The following is an 18,612-nucleotide window of genomic DNA, read 5'->3' on the forward strand; positions in this document are numbered from 1 at the left end:
TTCCTCCCCCGCAGATGAGCACCCAGAACCTGATTCTCAACACCGACAGCTACAAGCTCAGCCACTACCTGCAGTACCCGCCGGGCACCGAGTTCATCAGCAGCTACATCGAATCCCGCGGCGGGGAGTTGGAGGACGTGCTGTTCTTCGGCCTGCAGGCCTTCCTCAAGGCCTACCTCGCCCAGCCGCTCACCAGCGCCGATGTAGACGAGGCGGAAGCGGTGGCGCAGGCCCACGTCGGCCTCTTCAACCGCGCCGGCTGGGAGCGCCTGCTGCAGAAACACGGCGGCCGCCTGCCGCTGGAGATCGAGGCCCTGCCTGAAGGCACGGTGCTGGGCACCCACATCCCGCTGCTGCAGTTGCGCAACACCGACGCCGAGTTCTTCTGGCTGCCCAGCTACCTGGAAACCGCGCTGCTGCGCGCGGTGTGGTACCCGACCACGGTGGCCAGCCTGAGCTTCGCCTGCAAGCGCATCCTGCGCGCCTACCTGGACGAGACCGCCGACGACCCGGACGCGGTGCTGCCCTTCCAGCTGCACGACTTCGGCGCCCGCGGCGCCTCCACCGAGGAAGCCGCCGGCCTGGGCGGCGCCGCCCACCTGCTCAACTTCCTCGGCACCGACACCGTGTCCGCGCTGCTGGTCGCCCGCCGCTACTACGGCGAAGCCATAGCCGGCTTCAGCATCCCGGCCAGCGAGCACAGCACCATGACCGCCTGGGGCCGCGCCGGCGAGGCCGATGCCTACCGCAACATCATCCAACGCTTCGCCGGCCCGGGCAGGATCGTCGCCTTCGTGGTGGACAGCTACGACCTGTGGAACGCGGTGGACAACATCGTCGGCGCCGAGCTGCGGCCGCTGATAGCGCAAAGCGGCGGCCGCATCGTCATCCGCCCGGACAGCGGCGATCCGGAGCAGGTGCTGCCCGAGCTGATAGAGCGGCTGATGGCGCGCTTCGGCTTCCACACCAACGCCAAGGGCTACCGGGTGCTGCCCGACTTCCTCCGCGTGATCCAGGGCGACGGCGTGCATCTGGGCAGCCTGCCGGGCATTCTCGGCGCCCTGAAGGCGCGCGGGCTGTCCACCGAGAACAGCGCCTTCGGCATGGGCGGCGGCCTGCTGCAGCGGGTGAACCGCGACACCATGCGCTGGGCGATGAAGGCCAGCGAGGCGGTGATCAACGGCCGGCCGCGGGAGATCTACAAGGACCCGGTGACCGATCCCGGCAAGCGCAGCAAATCCGGCCGCTGGGCAGTGGTAGCCGGCGCGGACGGCTGCGAGGCGCTGCGGGTGGAAGCCTTGGCCGGCCGCGCCAACCTGCTGCGCCCGGTGTTCCGCGACGGCGAGCTGCTGGTGGATGACAGCTTCGCCGACATCCGCGCCCGCGCGGCGGAAGGGCTGGCGGCCAGCCCGGCGCGCAGGCGCGCGCCTACGGCGTAGACCCAACCACGGCCTGAACCGCCGCCGCACGGCCCGCCGTGCGGCGGTCCTGCGTCGCGGCCGCGCCTCAGCCCTGCACGCCGCTGCGCCAGCGGCGGATGCTGCGCTGGAAGAACAGGCTGTTGGGCACCTGCAGCACCGTGTCCTGGCCGTCGGGCAGGCTCTCCTGCAGCGTGGTGTAGATGAGGTTGATGTCCACCACCTGGCCCTTCAGCCCCGGCTTCTCGCCGTTCTCCAGCAGCTCCACCTGGTCGTAGAGGCGGAAGGGGCGGACGGTGAAGATGAGCAGCGTGCAGAAGATGTTGGAGAGCACGCTCCAGGCGGCGAAGAAGGCCACCGCCGCCACCGCGGCGAAGCCGGTGAAGGCGGTCCACAGCACGGTGCCGGAAACGCCGAAGCGGTCCAGAATGAGCAGCAGCGCGGTGGAGTAGATGACGAAGCTGGTCAGCCGGCGCGAGCCGATCACCAGTTCCGGCGGCAGGTTGTAGCGCTCGCCGATGCGCCGCACCAGCCGGCGCAGCACCAGGCGCAGCAGCCAGGCGGCGAGCACGATCAGGGCAATCTGGGTGGCCAGCTCGATCACGTCCAGCCAGGGCTGAGCCCACAGGGGGATGATTTCTTTCATCGGCAGGGGGGCGGCGCCGGACTCGGCGGCGCTTCATCTGGAAAACGGCGCCGGCATTGTAGAACAGGCGCCCGCCGGCTCACGCCGCCGACCTCACAGCGCCGCCGCTTCGGCCTGGGCGCGGGCCTGCGGGCTGGCGCTGTGCTGCGCCTCCTTCAGCCGCGTCAGCAGCGCATGCAGCATCTCGGACGACAGGCCGTGCAGCACCAGCCGGTAACCGGCGCGCAGGGTGCTCATCGGCACCAGCGGATGCTTGTTGTTGAGCAGGATGAGGTGCTGCGGCGCGCCCAGGATGGTGGCGGCGTAGAGGCCTATGGTCTCGTCCAGCTGCAGCGAGTTGGCGGCGCGCCAGAAGTCGTTGTCGGTGAGGAAGAACTGGAAGATGGGGGTAAAGCACTCGATGGCGGTCTGCAGGTCGATGACGTTGAGCGGACCGCGCGGCATGTCCTCCAGCCGCACGGCGGGCTCCTGGATCATGCTGAAATCCGGCTCGGCCACCGGCGCCAGCACCTCGCCGTGCTCGCGCAGCGCCTGGTTGAGGCGGATCACCAGGTTGAACAGGTTGATGTCGTGCTTGACGAAGAGATCGTCCTTCAGCTCGTCCAGCGCCACCGGCGTCAACGGCGTGGTTTCCACCGGCACCGGCGAGTTGCGGGCGATGAAGGCGAGGATCTGCGCGCCGAGGTGGAAATGGCGCATCACCAGCCAGTTGGCCTCCGGCGCCACCAGCCGCTTCATGCCCTCGGCCAGTATCCAGTGCAGGGTGCGCGAGGCCGACCAGCGCTTGGGCATCACCATCTTCACGATCTGGATCAGCACGATGAAGGCGCGCGCCAGCGGCCGGATGATGGGCAGCAGGTATTGCCGCGAGGCGGAGCTGGAATCCACCAGCCAGGCTTCCTTCACCGCGTCCGGCAGCGGCGTGCTGCGGTCCAGGTAGAGCGCCAGCCAAGGGTTGGGGTCCTTGGGATCGTGGCCGGCGGCGAGGAAGTCGGGCTGCGGGCTCATTACGCGTCCTCCAGGATGTGCTGGAACTGCATGAGGTAGAGCTGGGCGGTGCGGCGCGCGGTAGCGACCATGCGCGCGCCGGCGGCCGGCTCCACCGCCAGCGCCAGTTCCACCGCCGCCAGCCAGCGCTGCAGGTGGTTCTGGTCGTTGTGGCCATGGTATTCGAGGAAGCGGAAGGCGGCCGGCGGCAGGTCCAGCTGCTGGCGCAGCAAGGGCAGCAGCGCCGGCACGATGCGCTGGCCGGTGCCCTCGATGATGTAGATGGCGCCCAGCAGCCCCAGCGGGTTCTCGCTGCCGGCGAGTGCATGCAGGTAGGCGTTGAGCGCCTCGCCGCCGGGGTTGCGGCGCAGCGCCTCCAGCGGCTCGCTGCCGCCGGCGGCCAGGTAGTCCTGGTAGAGGATGCGGAAATCCTCCTGCTCCTCGCCGGCGTGCAGTTCCACCAGCTCGCCCAGCGCGGCGAAGGGCGCGCTGAGCGAGGCCACCGCCTCGCGCATCCACTTGCTGCCCTCGCGCACCTGCGGCACCCATTGGGCGGTCCAGCTGCGGTAGTCCGCCACCGTGAAGCGGCCGGCGACCAGCTTGTGCACCACCGGCGAACGCCACACCTCGGAGCGGTAGTCGTGCCAGATGCCGGCCAGCGCGGTGAGCAGGCCGCGCAGGTGTCCGGGCGCGGAATCCGGGTCGTGCGGCGCGGCCGGCAGGAGGTCTGCCGCGGGTTGTGCCTGAAGCTGGGTCTGCGCCAGCGGCACCAGGCGCTGGCGCGGAATCTCCGCGTCCTCCACCTCGATCAGCATGTAGGCGGCGCTGATGCGGCCGGATTCCGGGATGAAGCAGAGGATCTTCTGCCCCGGCCGCAGCGTGTGCGTTTCCAGGAATTCCGCCAGCATCACGAAGATGGAGGCGGCGCCAGTGTTGCCGCGGATGGCGAGGTTGCTGAACCAGCGCTCGCGCGGAATCGCCAGCCCGGCCTTGTCCAGCAGTTCTTCCACCACCGGCACGAAGCGCTCGGAGGAGTAGTGGCAGAGGAAGTGATCCACCTCTTCCGACCTCACCCAGCCCTCGCGCACCAGTTTCACGTATTCGTGGATGGAGACGTCGAACAGGTGCGGCAGCAGGCGGATGTCCTGGCGCAGGGAGAGCGCGCCCTCGGCCTCCGCCTCGGAAGACGAGGGGTAGTCGAGGAAGGAGGTGGCGCGGTCCGGCGACAGGCCGAGTTGCATGCACACCGGGTAGTCGCCGGCGAAGCTGCGCTGGTGTATCCACTTCAGCTTCAGCCGCAGGCCGCCACGGCCGCTGGGGCGGCGGGTGAGCAGCATCGCGCCGGCGCCGTCGGACAACATCCAGCGCAGGAAGTGGGCATCGAAGTCGGCGTCGTAGCCGCGCGGGGCGAAGCGGCTGCGCTTGAACATGCGCGAGGGCATGTCGGCGGCGGCGGCCAGCGCCATGCCGTGCTCACCCAGCTCCACCGCCTGGGCGGCATGCTTCAGCGCCAGCACGCCGGAGGCGCAGATGCCCTGGCTGGAGAGGGTTTCCATCGGCGGCGCGCCCAGCTCGCCGTGGATCATGTTGGCGAAGCCAGGCATCAGCGCATCGCCGCCGCAGGCGCCGACGGCGAGCAGCCCGGCATCGGCGATGGAGTGCTTGCCGCGCGCCAGGCAGTCGCGGATGGCGGCGGCGGCAAGCTCGGCGTGGGACATCGTGGTGCGGCCTTCGGCGTCGATGGCGTAGTGCCGGCTGCGGATGCCGTTGTCCGCCAGGATGCGGTCCTTGATGCGCTCGGACATGCGGTTGAGCGGCGCGATGTAAGCGTCCATCTGCTCGTTGTCCACCGGCGGTCCGGGCAGGTGGTAGCCGGCGGCCTCGATATAGACGTGGTCGAAACGGGTGGGCATCAGCGGATCTCCGTGGGGTCCATCAGCGGCCGGCTGCGCCAGCGCGGAAAGAAGGGGCCAAGCAGGAAGGTGCGGAACATGTAGGGCAGCAACCCGCCGGCGTTCAGGCGCGGATGCACCTTGTCCCGGTAGCGCGCATGCAGCTTCGTCAACTCGGACCAGTGCGCGCGCGGATGCTCGTGGTGCGCGGTGTGCAGGCCGATGTTGAACAGCAGCGGATTCACCCAGCCCTCGAAGTTGCGCGCGTAGTCGATGCGGGAAGCGCCGTCGGCATGGGCGTGCTGCAGGTAGTTGGTGGCCAGCAGCCAGTGCAGGCCGTGCAGCTGCGGCAGCAGCACCAGCAGCAGCCACTTCTCCAGGTCCACCCAGGCCAGCCCGCCCCACAGCGCCAGTACCGCCAGGTACTGGTAGAGCGCATGCCGCCAGGCGCCGGAGCCGCGCCGGTACTGGCGCAGCAGCCAGCGCCAGAACAGCGGGTAGAGCACCGCCACCGCCTGCAGCGGATGGATCAGGTAGCCCCACAGGTGGTTGGTATCGCCGCCGAAGCGGTAGGTGCGCGCCACATCCTTCAGGCCGTGCCGGTAGCGGTGGTGATTGGCGACATGGGCCGGGTAGAACACATAGGTGGGATGGCCCTGCAGCAGGCTCAGCCACAGGTCGGTCGCCCGGTTCAGATGCTTGTTGCGCCACATCCGCCGGTGGGTGTGGTTGTGGTGGATCACGCCGATGCCCAGCGTCAGGAACAGCATCGCCGCGTACAGCGGCAGCGAGAAGCCATGCACCCACTGCCAGGCCGCCAGCGCCGGCAGCGCGGCCAGGTAGGCCAGGCTGTGCACGTCCCGCCAGTTAACCAGCATCGGCCAGGCGGCGGTTCAGATCGCGGGCGATGCGGCTCTCGGCCGCCTCAGGCGGCAGCGCGGTGCCGCACAGGCGATCCATGAAGGGGAACATGAAGCCGTAATTGCCGGTGAAGCAGGCGTGGTGCAGATGATGGCGGCGGGCGCCGTTGAGCCACCAGCGGTCGCGGTGGAAATCCGGCAGGAAGTCGTAATTGGAATGGCCGATGCAGTTGAACAGCAGGCTGAACAGCGGCACCGAAAACAGCGCGGCGAAGCTGAAATCGTGCACCACCATCGGCAGCAGGATCACATTGCCCAGCATCACCGCCTCCACCGGATGGAAGGAATAAGTGGCCCAGGGCGTGGTCACCACCGAACGGTGATGCGGGTTGTGGAAGCGGCGCAGCCAGCGGGTGTGCAGCAACCAGTGGTTGGCATAGAAATGCACCTCGTTCCACACCACCAGCACCAGGATCTCCAGCACCACCCGCCACCAGGACGGCTCCACCGCCAACCGCGCCCAGCCCAGCTGCAGCAGCCCCCACGGAAACACCATGCCGGCGCCGAACAGCAGCGCCGAACAGACCGACAGCCCGATCTCCCGCTTCAACTGCCCCGCCGCCACCGGCCGCGGGTCCAGCCGCCCGCCACGGCCGAGCGCCGGCATCAGCCAGCGCGTCAGCACCGTGGTGACGGCACCGAACAGGAAATAGATGCCACCGAAGAAGCACCATCCCGCCAGGATGATTTCGTACCAGCGGGCAGTGAGGACAAAGTTCTGGATCGTCGACAAGACGGTATGCGGCAGGACGCCGGCAAGCGCTTCGGGGCGCCCACTTTATTCCAAACAGGCGAAAGACAGGAAGCCGGTGGAATACGCGGCGGCGGCACAAAAGGAGAAGCGCCCCGGCACTGCCGCTGGAACCACGACGCGGCGGGAACAGCCGCCACGCGTTCCCCGCCGCTTGCTGCAGACGGTGTTCAGGCCAGGCTGGCGGCCGGAAGCGGCGGGCGACGGCCCATCACCATCAAGGCCACGAAACCCGGCAGCAGGCAGAACAAGGTGCCCGGTGCCGGCACGCTGTTGATTCCCACCGCCTGGGCAACCACCGAGAAGCGGAAGAATTCGTAGTAATTCAATGGCTCTTTTCCTTCCAACCTCAGCGTGTCGCCATCAAGGAAGCCAATGTAGGTGGACGTCAAGAAGGGGTCAGTTGCGCAATAGCCCGTAGAAAAGCGGCAGAAATGGGGGCCGCTGAAGCCATCCGGATCAACATATGCCGACACAAATGGAAAAAGGAAATCCAGTAATTCGGCTCCATGGGAATCCACGTTCACCGGTTTGATCGCTACGGTTTCGACCCAGGCACCCTGTATCTCCCATCTCCGCAATTGGTAATCCAGCGTGCCGGACAAGCTGAAGGTCTGCGGTGAAGGCAGTTCCGGGCATTCTCCATTGACATCGCAGATAAGGATGTCACTCGGCACAAAAGTCACCGAACTCCGGCTGGGATCAATGTTGAACAACAGCGCATGCGCATTCACGGACGCGGTCAACATGACCACCAGCGCCAACAGACCGCGCAACTGACGAAAGACCAATTTCATCTCAGGGCTCCGCTTCGATAGGGACGGGGGAAAACCAGCGCCGGAGTATCCGAACCGCGGCGCGGCCACTATCGAAGCAAGTTGCGAACCCTTTATGAATATTTCATTGAAATTAATCGAATGGCGGCCAGGGCAGCTTGATCAGCTGGTGCGTTGTCAGGCGTGCCGACACCCTCACCTGTTCCGCATGGTGTCGCTAGCCGATAGTCCAATCGGCTTACGCCGGCCTGACCCGATCAGGCAGCCCTCACTCCTGCTCTTCTATGCGGGCTCAAAGAATTGAGCGCAAGCAAACCAACCTTGTCGGAAACGGGAGGGCTCTGAATCAGTCCCTGCGCGCCAGCGGAGAACCGGGCCTTGCGGCCCGGTTCTTCACTTCACCACCCACACCACCGCCTCGCCGGCGTTCGCCAGCGCCTTCTGCTCTGGCTGGTACATGCGGTAGTAGCGCGCCGGTGGCAGGGCGAAGCGGCCGGCTTGGGCGACGCGCAGCAGGTGGCGGACGGTGACGCTGCCTTCCAGGCGGTCCACCGGCACGCCGTAGCGGTCGCGTTGTTCTTCGGCGCGGGCGCGCCCCAGCGGCTGGGGCTCGGGACCCTCGTCGGTCAGGGCGATGCCCCAGGTGCCGCGCTCCACGTTGGCTCCCGGCGGCAGCGGGGCTTCGATCAGGCCGTGGCGGTGGGTGGCGTCCGACTTCAGCGTGATCTCGTCCAGGTAGAGCTCCTGCACCGACAGGCCATCTTCGGGCTTCACCAGCGTGCGGCTGTAGCCCTTGCCGTCCTCGTCGCGGGTGAGGCGGTAGAGATGGCGTTCGACGGTGACCGGCAGTTTGCCGGGGCCGGCGTCCTCGGTGGCTTCGTAGCGCACCAGCGCGGTCAGCGGCGGAGCGTCGGCGGCGCGGCCTTCCAGCTGCAGCGCATCCGGCAGCGGGCTGGAGGCGGGCCAGCGCCATTCCTGCTGGCCGAAGGCGGCCTTGGCTTGTTGCCAGGCGCCCAGCGGTTTGCCGGCGGGCGTGCCGGGGGCGATCTCGCCCAGGGCCTTGCGCGTCCATACCAGGGTCAGCGCGCGATCCAGCGTGGGCATGGCGGCGCCAACGCTGGCGAGGATGTCGGGCGCGGCGCCGCGCTGTTCCTTGCCGGCGAGCAGCAGCAGGGCGCGCGCCGCCGGACGGCCGCTGGCGGCGAGCTGGGCCTGGGATTCGGCCAGCGCGGCATCGAAGCCGGCGGGCGGCGACAGTTGGGCGCGCTGCGCCACCACCGCCGCCAGCACGCGAGCGTGGGCGTGGCCCAGGGCGCTATCCGGCGCGGCGAGGAAGGGGCTCCAGCTGGCGCCGCCGCTTTCCTCGCCGGCCGGCTTGGCCTGGCCCAGCTCGCGCAGCAGGCCTTCCGCCTGGGTGCGCACCGGCAGGCCGATTTCCTGGGCGAACCACAACGCCAGCGCGCGGTGCAGCAGCGGCTCGCGGCCGGCGTGGTTGCGGTAGGCGAGCAGCACCCGCTCCCAGTGGGAAGCAGGCAGTTCGATGCCCAGCGTGCGGGCGGCGTACCAGTCGGCGTAGTACGCGTAGGCGGTCATCAGCGCGCTCTGCTCGCTGCCGTCGCCCCACCAGCCGAACACCGCCTGCGGCCCGGCCAGCGCCGCCAGCCGCAGGCGCTGGCTGTACAGCGTCTGCCACAGCCGGCCGCTTTCACCCTCGGCGTTGCGATTGGGCGCCAGCAGCGGGGTGACCAGGGCCAGCGGCAGCAGCCGGCTGGCGGTCTGCTCGGTGCAGCCCCAGGGGTATTCGACCAGATCGTCGGCGATGCGCAGGAAGTGTTCGCCGCCGCCGGCCACCAGCCGCACGCTGAGGTCGCGGGCATCCGCCGGCAGGCCGAGGGCGGCCGGCGTATCGCCGTGCACGCTCACGAGTTGCTCGCGCGGACCGCGCCAGCCGGCCAACTGGGCGGTAAGCGGCGTTTCCAGCGCATCCACCGTCTTGCCGCCTTCGCGCACTTCGACGCGGGCCTGCTCGCGGCCCTTGAACTCCGGCAGCGCGAACTGGAGGTAATTCACGCCGCGGCGCAGGCTGGCCTCCTGCCTGATTTCCTTGCCGGCCAGCGTCAGCACCACCTCGGCCTTGCGTTCCTCGCCGGCGTTGTTGAACACCGCCAGCGCCGCCTGCGGCTTGTCACCTTCGCGCAGCCAGTCGGGCGAGGTCCATTTGGCATAGAAGGACTTGTCCGAGCGGACGTAGGCGGTGCGCTGGCCGGGCACGCCGTCGGCGCTGTCCTGCCCGACCGCGCGCACGGTGATGCGCCAGCGCGACAGCGCGTCCGGCATGCGGAAGCTGAAGCGGGCGTGGCCCTGGGCGTCGGTCTTCAGCGCCGGCAGCCAGGCGGCGGTGTCGGTGTCGTCGCGGCGCGGGCGCTCCAGCACCTTCACCCCGCGTTCGTTGTACTGGTGGCGGGCCGGCGGCTGGCGCGCGGCGGTGGCGGACCAGTCGGCGGCTTCGTCGTAGGCGATGAAGTTCAGGCTGGCGTTGGTGCGCACGTTGTTGCGGCGGATGTGCTGGAGGAATTCCGGCAGGCTGGGGGCGATCTCCGGCTGCAGCGCATAGACCATCTCGTCCACCACCGAGACGGTGAGCAGCGCCGGCGCCGGTTTGCCGCGCAGCGTGGCCTGGATGTCCACCGTCACCAGCTCGCCGGGCTGCACGGTTTCATGGTCGCTGCGGATGTCCAGCGCGATGCGCGGCGGTTCCACCACCAGGCCGGCGTTCTGGAACACGTAGTCGCCGTGCTTCACGTACACCGCGGAGAAGGTGATGTTGGGCGCATGGGCCTCGGTGACCGGCACCCGCGCGCGCCACTGGTTCGGCGCCAGACGCTCGGTGCGCAGCCAGCCGGCGCCGCGGCTGAGCAGGGCGGTGGCGTCCACGCCGTCGCGCTCCAGCGTCAGCAGGGCTTCGTCCACCGGCTCGGGGAAGGAGATCAGCACCTCGGCGGTGTCGCCCGGCTGGTAGCCGGGCTTGTCGGTGACCATCTCGATGGAGCCGGCGGCGACCTGCAGGCTGTCCTTGTCCTTGCCGCCGCCCACCCAGTGCGCGGTGGCGGCGACGATGTTGCCGGCGGCGTCGCGCAGCATCAGCGAGTAGGAGCCGGGGCGGTCCAGCGCCGGCTTCCATTCGCGCGCCGCCGGGTCGAAATCGCCGCTGCTGCGGGACTGGTCCTCCAGCCGCACGATTTCCCACTTGACCGGCGCGGCGGCGTTCTCGCCCTCGGCTTCCAGGCGGAAGCCGGGCTTGTCGCCGGCCATGCTGAAGTTGCGCGCGGCCACCAGCTTCCAGCTCGATGCGGCACGCTCCACCAGCAGTTCGCGCGAGCTGCGCACCCGGTAGGCGGCGCCGTCGGTGGCGAGCAGGGTGAGGATGAGGCGGGAGGGCTCCTTGGCCGCCGGCAGGATGAACTTCGCTTCGCCGCTGCCATCGGTGGTGAGGCTGGCGGTGGACAGCTGCACCGGGAACAGGCCGCTGTAGCGCAGTTCGCCCTGCACCATGGTGAGCGTCTGCGCCCGCAGCGTGAGTTCCACCGCGGCGTTCTTCACCGGCTTGCCGTCGGGATAGGCGAGGCGCACCTTGCCGCTCACCGGCTCGCCGGTCTTGAAGGCAGGGTGGTCTGGCAGCAGCTCGATCTCGAAGTGCGGCTTGACGTACTCGGCGACGCGGAAGGCGGCGCCGTAGCGCTTGTCCTCGTAGGCGATGCGGATGTCGTAGCCACCGGCCACCGCGTTGTCCGGCAGGCGGAAGGCGGTGTCTGCGCCGGTGTCCGGCGTCAGCGGCACGCCGGTGGTCAGCACCGGGGTGCCGTTGGGGTCGCTCACCTCGATGCGCAGCTCGCCGGCGCGCGCCGGGCGGGAGCGGCTGGCGGACTGGAAGTCGCGGCCGAGGAACTTGATGCGCACCAGGTCGCCCGGGCGGTACAGCGGCCGGTCGGTCACCGCGTAGAGCTTGGTGTCGTGGATCTCGCTGTCGTAATAGAAATTCTCGGAGACGAAGACGCCGCCGCCGGCATCCTCGCCCAGCAGATAGGTGCGCTCCGGGCTGGCGTGGGCCAGGGTGGCGAGGCCGTCGGCGCCGGTGCTGGCGGACTTCAGCGTGCCGACGCCGTCGGTCCACAGCAGCCGGCTGTCCGCCACCGGGCGGCCGTCGTTGCGGTTCGCGGTCCACACGGTGAGCGCGCCGGAGGCGATCTTGGTGACCGCCACCGTGTCGGAGACGAACACCAGCGTCAGCGCGCGGTGGGTGCCGATGATGGCTTCCGCCAGGTAGAGGCCGGGCTTGAGCTTGCCCAGCGGCACATGGACGTTGCCTTCGCTGGCGGGGATGAAGTCGCTGCTGGAGCCTTGCAGCTTCACCTCTGGCGGCTTGATCGGCTGCGCCTGCCACAACGGGTAACGGAAGCTGTCCGCCAGCTCGTAGCCTTCAAGCGGCTTGAAGCGCTGCGGCGCGCGGAACTCGGTGGGCTCCAGCAAGGCCGGCTTGCTCTGCAGCGCGGGCGCGGCGGCGGTGACGGTGCTGCGGGCCTGCGGCGAGAACAGGTCGCGCCAGGCCATGCGGGATTTCTTCCAGGCGTTGTCCCACAGGTAGGACAGGGTGTTGGCCACGCCCTCATCGCGCGGCCGCGGCCGCACATCCACCCGGTGCAGGTTTTTCTGCGCCTTCAGGAAATCCAGCGGCCTGGGCACCCGGTACAGGCGGATGTCGACGCCGCCGTAGGCTTCCAGCATCGCGCGTCCGCCGCTGCCACCCGGCACTTCCACCCGCAGCAGGGCTTCGTCGCCGCTGCCGAACTGCTTGTCGGCGAGGATGAAGAAGGGCGTGCTCTGGAAGGGCAGGTAGCCGCTGGAGAGGCCGACATCGGACTGGGCCTGCGCCGGCTGCGGCAGGCCGCCGGCCAGGCTGGCGGCCACCAGGGCGGCGGCCACGAACAGGCGGGAGAGCCGGCTGCGGGCGGGCGTGGAGGAAATGACCGGGCGGAAGGGAATCGTCATGGCGCCGTCGTCGTTCTACGGTTCAGGTGAGAAAAGCCAGCGTGAAGATGCCGGCGAAATTGGGGTTGGCTGCGTCCGGCCGCCAGCGGGTGTCGTTCCAGGCCAGCAGTTCCTGCGGCGCGACCGCGCGCAGGCCATCGTCGCCCGGCCGCGGTTCGGCGCCGTTGTGATAGACGATGCGGCGGCCGGTCCACAGCATCAGGTGCTGGGCGTCACCCTGGTCGAAGAACAGCAGGTCGGCCGGCCGCGCCAGGCGCAGGTCGCGGCCCATGGCGCGGCTGTTCTCCTGCACCAGGCCGATGGCATTGACATAGGCGCCGCTGCTGCCGTCAGGCCGGCGCCACTGGTGGCGGAGTTCGTTGCGCAGCGGGTCGGGCACGGTTTCCGGCGGCAGGCGGCCGTCGAGACCCATGGATTTGCGCCAGCGGGCGTCATGCTCGGCCAGCGCCTCGGCCACCGCGAAGCGCACCAGGCCGGCGCAGTCGCGGTGGCTCCAGCGCGGCGTCGGGCCGCGGCGGATCTGTTCTTCGGCGATCAACACCACCCAGGCGCGAAAGGCGCGGCTCTGGTCGGCGTCCAGCCGCGGGCCGGACGGCGCGGCGCGGCCCGGCGCCACCGGCATCAGCGCCTGCGCGGGCCCGGCCAGCAGGGCGGCGAGGCCGCCCAGCAGCAGGCGGCGGCGCAGTGCGCTGTCCATCATGTGATCCACCGGCTTCACCGCCGTGGCGCCGTGCTTTCCCACTGCAGCGGCTGCCACTGCCGGCCCTGGCCGGCCTCGCCGCCGCGCACCAGCCGCAGCGCCGGGTAGCTGGAGAGCTGTTGCAGGCGCGGCAGCAAGTGGGCGTCGGCGGCGTTGCGCAGCAGGGTTTCCTCGCTGCGCGGCAGGGCGGCGAATACTTCCTTGCGCAGCAGCGCGGCCATCGGCGCCGGGTCCACCAGGGCAATGGTCCGGCTGGCGGCGGGCAGGCTGTCGGCCAGTGCCGGGTAGCGCTTGGCGGCTACATCCACCGCCTTGTCCACCAGCGCCGCATCCGGCGAGAACAGCACCAGGCGGCCGCTGCTCGCCAGGCTGGGCACCATCTGGCGCTCGTCGGCCGGGCCGCTGCCGAACACGCTGGGCACCTGCTTGCGCCACAGCCGCAGGCCATCCGCGCCACTGCCGTCGGCCTCGGCCTCCACTTGGCCGCCGCTACCGGTGGCCGCGCCGAACACGGTGGTGAGGCGGGCGGCGGTGGCGGCATCCACGTCCGCTTTCAGCGTGGCGGCGAACAGCGGGGTGTACAACCGGGAATCGCCGTACCAGCACACCGTTGCCGGGCCGGTGAAGAGAGCGCCCAGGCCGCCGGCCGCCTTGTCCTTCTCCGCCGGCACGCCCAGCTTTTCCGCCAGCGGCGACAGGCGATCCCAGGCCACCGGCGCCAGCGCGCACAGGCTGGCACCATGTGGCAGGGCGGACCACAGCGCGCTGCCGTCCAGCCCGCCGGTGGGCAGCGCGGCGCCATCCACCAGCATCGCGGTACGCCAGCCGCCCTGGTCGTCGAAGGAGAAATCCAGCGCGGCGACACCGGGCGCGAAAGCCTGGTAGCCCATGGCGTAGAAGCTGGCGCCCACCACCAGCTGGTGGCCCTTGCCGCTGGGCGCGGTCAGGGCGAAGTGTTCGGCGAAGGGCGAAACCTCGTCGGCGTCCATGTCCAGCAGGCGGGCGATGACCGCCGCCGCCGCACCGTCCTGCGCCGGCTCTTCGCCTTCGGCTGCGTCCTCGGCGCTCTGCAGCAGCATGCCAGGGTCGGACAGCGCCACCACCCGGTCGCCGCGCGCGGCCAGCAGCAAGCGATGGCCGTAGCCGTACTCCAGCACCAGCAGCCTGGCCTTGCCGCCGCGCAGTTCGCCGACGGTGGACAGCTGCACCTCCGGCGCCAGCGGCAGCAGCATCTGCAGCGTGCGGGCGAGGCCGTTGCGCGTCATCGCCACCGCGAAGTGCTTGAGGGCGCCATCGCCGCCGCGCCACAGGGCGACCTCCGCCGGCTCGTCGAACACCGACTCCAGCACCCGTTCCGGCAGGCTGAGCTGGTGTTCGTAGGCAAGGCGGCGCAGCGTGCCGGACAGGGCGAGGCGCTGTTCATGCTGCTCGTAGTAATCGACGAAATCCTCGGTGAGCACGTCGCGCGCCAGCGGCACCCGCAGCAGGTCAGGCGGCAGGCGTGACAGGCTCTGGCTGCGGATCAGCGCGTCCGGCTGGGCGAGATCCAGGCCGAGGGCATTGACCTTGCCATCGAAGGGCGACGGCTTGAGCAGGAAGTAAGCCCCGGGGGCGAGAACCAGGACGGCTGCGAGCAGCAGCAGCCAGCGTCGGCTTTTCTTGGGCGCGGCGGACATGGAGGTGGGCACCGGTAGTACGGAAAAAGGCGCGACACGGCGATCGCGGCAAGAGGCGGATTATGCCCCAAGCACATGACGCCATCGCGCCCAAAAGCGCTTTCGCCGCCTCCGGGCTGCGGCGTGGCCGGCCATCCACAATAAATAACCTTGCCGCGGGCAAGGAAAAGAAGTCTTGCATATGCCGGTGAGCACACCGCCGCCCTTCGCTTAGGCTGCCCGGGCTTCAAGCACACCGGTTCTTTTCCGGCTTTTCCCTGCCTTCCCAATTCCATCGAATGGAACACGCCATGCGCGCCCGCACCCTGCCTCTGCTCCTGCTCGCCACCCTGCCCATCGCCTGCGGCACCACCGGCCATCCGGACTCCGCCGGCGCCCCCCAGCCCCGCAAGGCGGAATCCGCCTCCCTGCCTTCGATCGCAATGCCTTCTCCGCAGCCCGCCGCCATGCCTTCCGCGGCCCTGGCGAGAATTGCGCAGCCAGCGCCCGCCATGCAGCCGTCCGCCAGCGACCGTGAGCAATACCAGCCGATAGAGCGCCACGGCGTGCTGCGGGTGGCGGAAACGCCGGTCTCCACCTTCTCCATCGACGTCGATACCGGCAGCTACACCAACCTGCGCCGCCTGCTGCGCGCCGGGCAGCTGCCGCCGCGGGATGCGATCCGGGTGGAAGAGCTGGTGAATTACTTCCCCTACGCCTACCCGCTGCCGAAGGACAACACGCCCTTCGCCGTCAGCACCGAGGTCGCGCCCACGCCGTGGAATCGCAACAGCCTGTTGCTGCGCATCGGCATCCAGGCGGCCGACCCGGCCAAGGAAACGCTGCCGCCGGCCAACCTGGTGTTCCTGGTGGATGTGTCCGGCTCCATGTCCACCGCCGACAAGCTGCCGCTGCTGAAGCAGGCGATGAAGCGCTTCGTCGCCGAGCTGCGGCCGCAGGACCGGCTGTCGCTGGTCACCTACTCAGGCAGAACCCAGGTAGTGCTGGAGCCCACCGCCGGCGACCGCAAGGCGCAGATGATCGCCGCCATCGACGGCCTGCAGGCGGCCGGCGCAACCGCCGGCGGCGCCGGCATCGAGCTCGCCTATACCCTGGCGCAGCAGGGCTTCCTCAAGGACGGCATCAACCGCGTGCTGCTCGCCACCGATGGCGACTTCAACGTCGGCATCACCCGCTTCGAAACGCTCAAGGATCTGGTCGCCGAGCGGCGCAAGCTGGGCATCTCCCTCACCACACTGGGTTTCGGCACGGGCAACTACAACGACCAGCTGATGGAACAGCTGGCCGACGCCGGCGACGGCGCCTACCGCTACATCGACAACCTCAACGAAGCGCAGAAGGTGCTGGTGGACGAATTCAGCTCCACCCTGGCCACGGTGGCGCACGATGTGAAGATCCAGTTGGAATTCAACCCGGCCGTCGTCAGCGAGTACCGCCAGATCGGCTTCGAGAACCGCGCCCTGCGCCGCGAGGATTTCAGCAACGACAAGGTGGATGCCGGCGAGATCGGCGCCGGCCACCGCGTTACCGCGCTGTACGAGATCACCCTGGCCGGCACGCCGGGCCGGCTGGAGCCGCTGCGCTATGCCGCAGCGGAAACCGCCAGGAGCAAGGCCGGCGAACTCGCCTTCCTGCGCCTGCGCTACAAGCCGGCGCACGGCGAAGACAGCCGCCTGCTGGAAGTGCCCCTGCGCCGCGCCGACATCCGCCAGGACAAGGGCAGCGAGGACTTCCGCTTCGCCGCCGCAGTGGCCGCCTTCGGCCAGCGCCTGAGCGATGGCGGACGCTACCTGAACGACTTCGGCTTCAACGACATCGCCAGCCTGGCCCGCGCCAGCCGCGGCGAAGATCCTTACGGCTACCGCGGCGAATTCCTCGGCCTGGTACGGCTGGCGGAAGGGCTGGCCGCCACGCAGCCGCAGCCGGAAACCGAGCGCGACTGAAAGCCAGCGGCAAAACCCGGAGGCGGTGGTGCCGCTGTCATCCACGCCACCGCCTTTTCCCTCTCCGGCACAGCGGGCGCGCCGGGCAGCACCCTTGCCCGGCCACTCGCCCCACCACCGCCGGAAGCGCCTGATAGCTTGGTAGAATCCGCCATCCCGCAGCGCAGGCCTGCCCCGGCCGCGCCCCCGCAACTTCTGGCTGGCCTTCTACCGTGTCTTCCACACCGTTTCCCCCCGACCTGCTGCGCGATGTCGCCAAGCGCCGCACCTTCGCCATCATTTCCCACCCTGACGCGGGCAAGACCACGCTGACGGAAAAGCTGCTGCTGTTCGGCGGCGCCATCCAGCTCGCCGGCACGGTGAAGGCGCGCAAATCCGCCCGCCACGCCACCTCCGACTGGATGGAGGTGGAAAAGCAGCGCGGCATCTCGGTGACCAGCTCGGTGATGCAGTTCGAATATCAGGACCACACCATCAACCTGCTGGACACCCCGGGCCACGAGGACTTCTCCGAAGACACCTACCGCGTGCTCACCGCGGTGGACGCCGCGGTGATGGTGATCGATGCCGCCAAGGGCGTGGAAGCGCAGACCATCAAGCTGCTGGAGGTCTGCCGCCTGCGCAACACCCCCATCATCACCTTCGTGAACAAGATGGACCGCGAGGTGCGCGAGCCCTTCGAGCTGCTGGCCGAAATCGAGGACGTGCTCAAGATCAGCTGCGCGCCGGTGACCTGGCCGATCGGCATGGGCAAGGCCTTCCGCGGCGTCTATCACCTGCTGCAGGACAACGTGCTCACCTTCACCCCCGGCGAGGAACGCCGCAGCGACGCCGAGGTGCTGTCCGGCATCAACAACCCCGAACTGGATGCCCGCTATCCGATGGAGATCGGCCAGGTACGCGAAAACGTCGACCTGCTCAACGACGCCTCGCCGCCCTTCGACCTCGAAGAATTCCTCGCCGGCAAGCAAAGCCCGGTGTTCTTCGGCTCTGGTATCAACAACTTCGGCGTGCAGGAAATCCTGCAGGCGCTGATCGACTGGGCGCCGCCGCCGCAGCCGCGCGTCGCCGGCACCAAGGGCAGCGACACCCGCATGGTACAACCGGCCGAACCAGCCTTCACCGGTTTCGTGTTCAAGATCCAGGCCAACATGGACCCGAAGCACCGCGACCGCATCGCCTTCTTCCGCATCTGCTCCGGGCGCTACAGCTCCGGCATGAAGGTGAAGCATGTGCGCGCCGGCCGCGACATGAAGCTCGCCAACGCGCTCACCTTCATGGCCAACGAGCGGGTGCTGAAGGAAGACGGCGTGGCCGGCGACATCATCGGCATCCACAACCACGGCCAGCTGCAGATCGGCGACACCCTCACCGAAGGCGAAGTGCTTGGCTTCAAGGGCATCCCCTATTTCTCGCCGGAAATGTTCCGCGCCGCGCGCCTGCGCGATCCGCTCAAATCCAAGCAGTTGCAGAAGGGTTTGCAGGAGCTTGGCGAAGAAGGCGCCATCCAGGTGTTCGAACAGATCGGCGGGCAGATGCTGCTGGGCGCGGTCGGCCAGCTGCAGTTCGAAGTCGTCGCCCAGCGCCTGAAGGACGAGTACAAGGTGGATGCGATCTTCGAATCCGCCGACATCCACACCGCCCGCTGGCTCACCTTCCCGGACGAAGTCACCCGCCGCAACTTCGAACGCGAACAGGCACTGCGCCTGGGCAAGGATGTGGACGGCAACCCGGTGTATCTCGCCAGCAGCCGCTACAACCTGGAGGTGACGATGGAGAAATGGCCCAAGGTCGGCTTCCATGCCACCCGCGAGCACGGCCAGGTGCTGTCCTGATCCTCACGCCATGCCGGCCCGC

Annotated in this window: 12 protein-coding genes; 3 read left to right on the plus strand and 9 right to left on the minus strand. The window is 69.1% G+C overall.

What is annotated here, in order from left to right:
- Nucleotides 1-14 precede the first annotated feature (14 nt).
- Nucleotides 15-1,439 (plus strand): nicotinate phosphoribosyltransferase, encoded by a 1,425-nt coding sequence (locus tag GRF61_RS00405; RefSeq protein ID WP_169148769.1) that lies wholly within the window; start codon nt 15-17, stop codon nt 1,437-1,439.
- A 67-nt stretch (nt 1,440-1,506) separates the two neighbouring features.
- Here the strand turns inward: GRF61_RS00405 and GRF61_RS00410 are convergent, their stop codons facing one another.
- From GRF61_RS00410 to GRF61_RS00450, 9 genes are all read right to left on the minus strand, one after another.
- Nucleotides 1,507-2,064, minus strand: coding sequence for a mechanosensitive ion channel family protein (locus GRF61_RS00410; RefSeq protein WP_169148770.1), 558 nt, complete (start codon nt 2,062-2,064; stop codon nt 1,507-1,509).
- Between the two features lie 93 nt (nt 2,065-2,157).
- Nucleotides 2,158-3,072: a hypothetical protein gene (locus GRF61_RS00415; RefSeq protein ID WP_169148771.1), complete on the minus strand. Its 915-nt coding sequence runs from the start codon at nt 3,070-3,072 to the stop codon at nt 2,158-2,160.
- Nucleotides 3,072-4,964: an iron-containing redox enzyme family protein gene (locus GRF61_RS00420; RefSeq protein WP_169148772.1), complete on the minus strand. Its 1,893-nt coding sequence runs from the start codon at nt 4,962-4,964 to the stop codon at nt 3,072-3,074. The genes GRF61_RS00415 and GRF61_RS00420 overlap by 1 nt, the downstream gene beginning before the upstream one ends.
- Nucleotides 4,964-5,821: a fatty acid desaturase gene (locus GRF61_RS00425; RefSeq protein WP_169148773.1), complete on the minus strand. Its 858-nt coding sequence runs from the start codon at nt 5,819-5,821 to the stop codon at nt 4,964-4,966. The genes GRF61_RS00420 and GRF61_RS00425 overlap by 1 nt, the downstream gene beginning before the upstream one ends.
- Entirely contained in the window at nt 5,811-6,596 is a 786-nt protein-coding gene (locus GRF61_RS00430; RefSeq protein ID WP_211165650.1) for a sterol desaturase family protein, read from the minus strand. The genes GRF61_RS00425 and GRF61_RS00430 overlap by 11 nt, the downstream gene beginning before the upstream one ends.
- Nucleotides 6,597-6,784: 188 nt before the next feature.
- Nucleotides 6,785-7,411: a hypothetical protein gene (locus GRF61_RS00435; protein WP_169148774.1), complete on the minus strand. Its 627-nt coding sequence runs from the start codon at nt 7,409-7,411 to the stop codon at nt 6,785-6,787.
- Nucleotides 7,412-7,783: 372 nt separating this feature from the next.
- Nucleotides 7,784-12,436: an alpha-2-macroglobulin gene (locus tag GRF61_RS00440; RefSeq protein ID WP_169148775.1), complete on the minus strand. Its 4,653-nt coding sequence runs from the start codon at nt 12,434-12,436 to the stop codon at nt 7,784-7,786.
- A gap of 22 nt (nt 12,437-12,458) precedes the next feature.
- Nucleotides 12,459-13,178: a DUF1175 family protein gene (locus GRF61_RS00445; protein WP_348982323.1), complete on the minus strand. Its 720-nt coding sequence runs from the start codon at nt 13,176-13,178 to the stop codon at nt 12,459-12,461.
- Complete coding sequence (locus tag GRF61_RS00450) at nt 13,151-14,812, minus strand: DUF2138 family protein (protein WP_169148776.1); 1,662 nt, start codon at nt 14,810-14,812, stop codon at nt 13,151-13,153. The genes GRF61_RS00445 and GRF61_RS00450 overlap by 28 nt, the downstream gene beginning before the upstream one ends.
- A gap of 290 nt (nt 14,813-15,102) precedes the next feature.
- Here GRF61_RS00450 and GRF61_RS00455 point away from each other — a divergent pair, with 290 nt between their 5' ends.
- Both GRF61_RS00455 and GRF61_RS00460 read left to right on the plus strand, forming a co-directional pair.
- On the plus strand, nt 15,103-16,755 hold the full coding sequence (locus tag GRF61_RS00455) for a VWA domain-containing protein (protein ID WP_248281042.1): 1,653 nt from the start codon (nt 15,103-15,105) through the stop codon (nt 16,753-16,755).
- Nucleotides 16,756-16,967: 212 nt separating this feature from the next.
- Nucleotides 16,968-18,590: a peptide chain release factor 3 gene (locus tag GRF61_RS00460; RefSeq protein ID WP_169148778.1), complete on the plus strand. Its 1,623-nt coding sequence runs from the start codon at nt 16,968-16,970 to the stop codon at nt 18,588-18,590.
- Nucleotides 18,591-18,612: the final 22 nt, after the last annotated feature.

It is taken from the genome of Azoarcus sp. TTM-91, assembly GCF_012911025.1.
In the GTDB taxonomy this organism is placed as follows: domain Bacteria; phylum Pseudomonadota; class Gammaproteobacteria; order Burkholderiales; family Rhodocyclaceae; genus Azoarcus.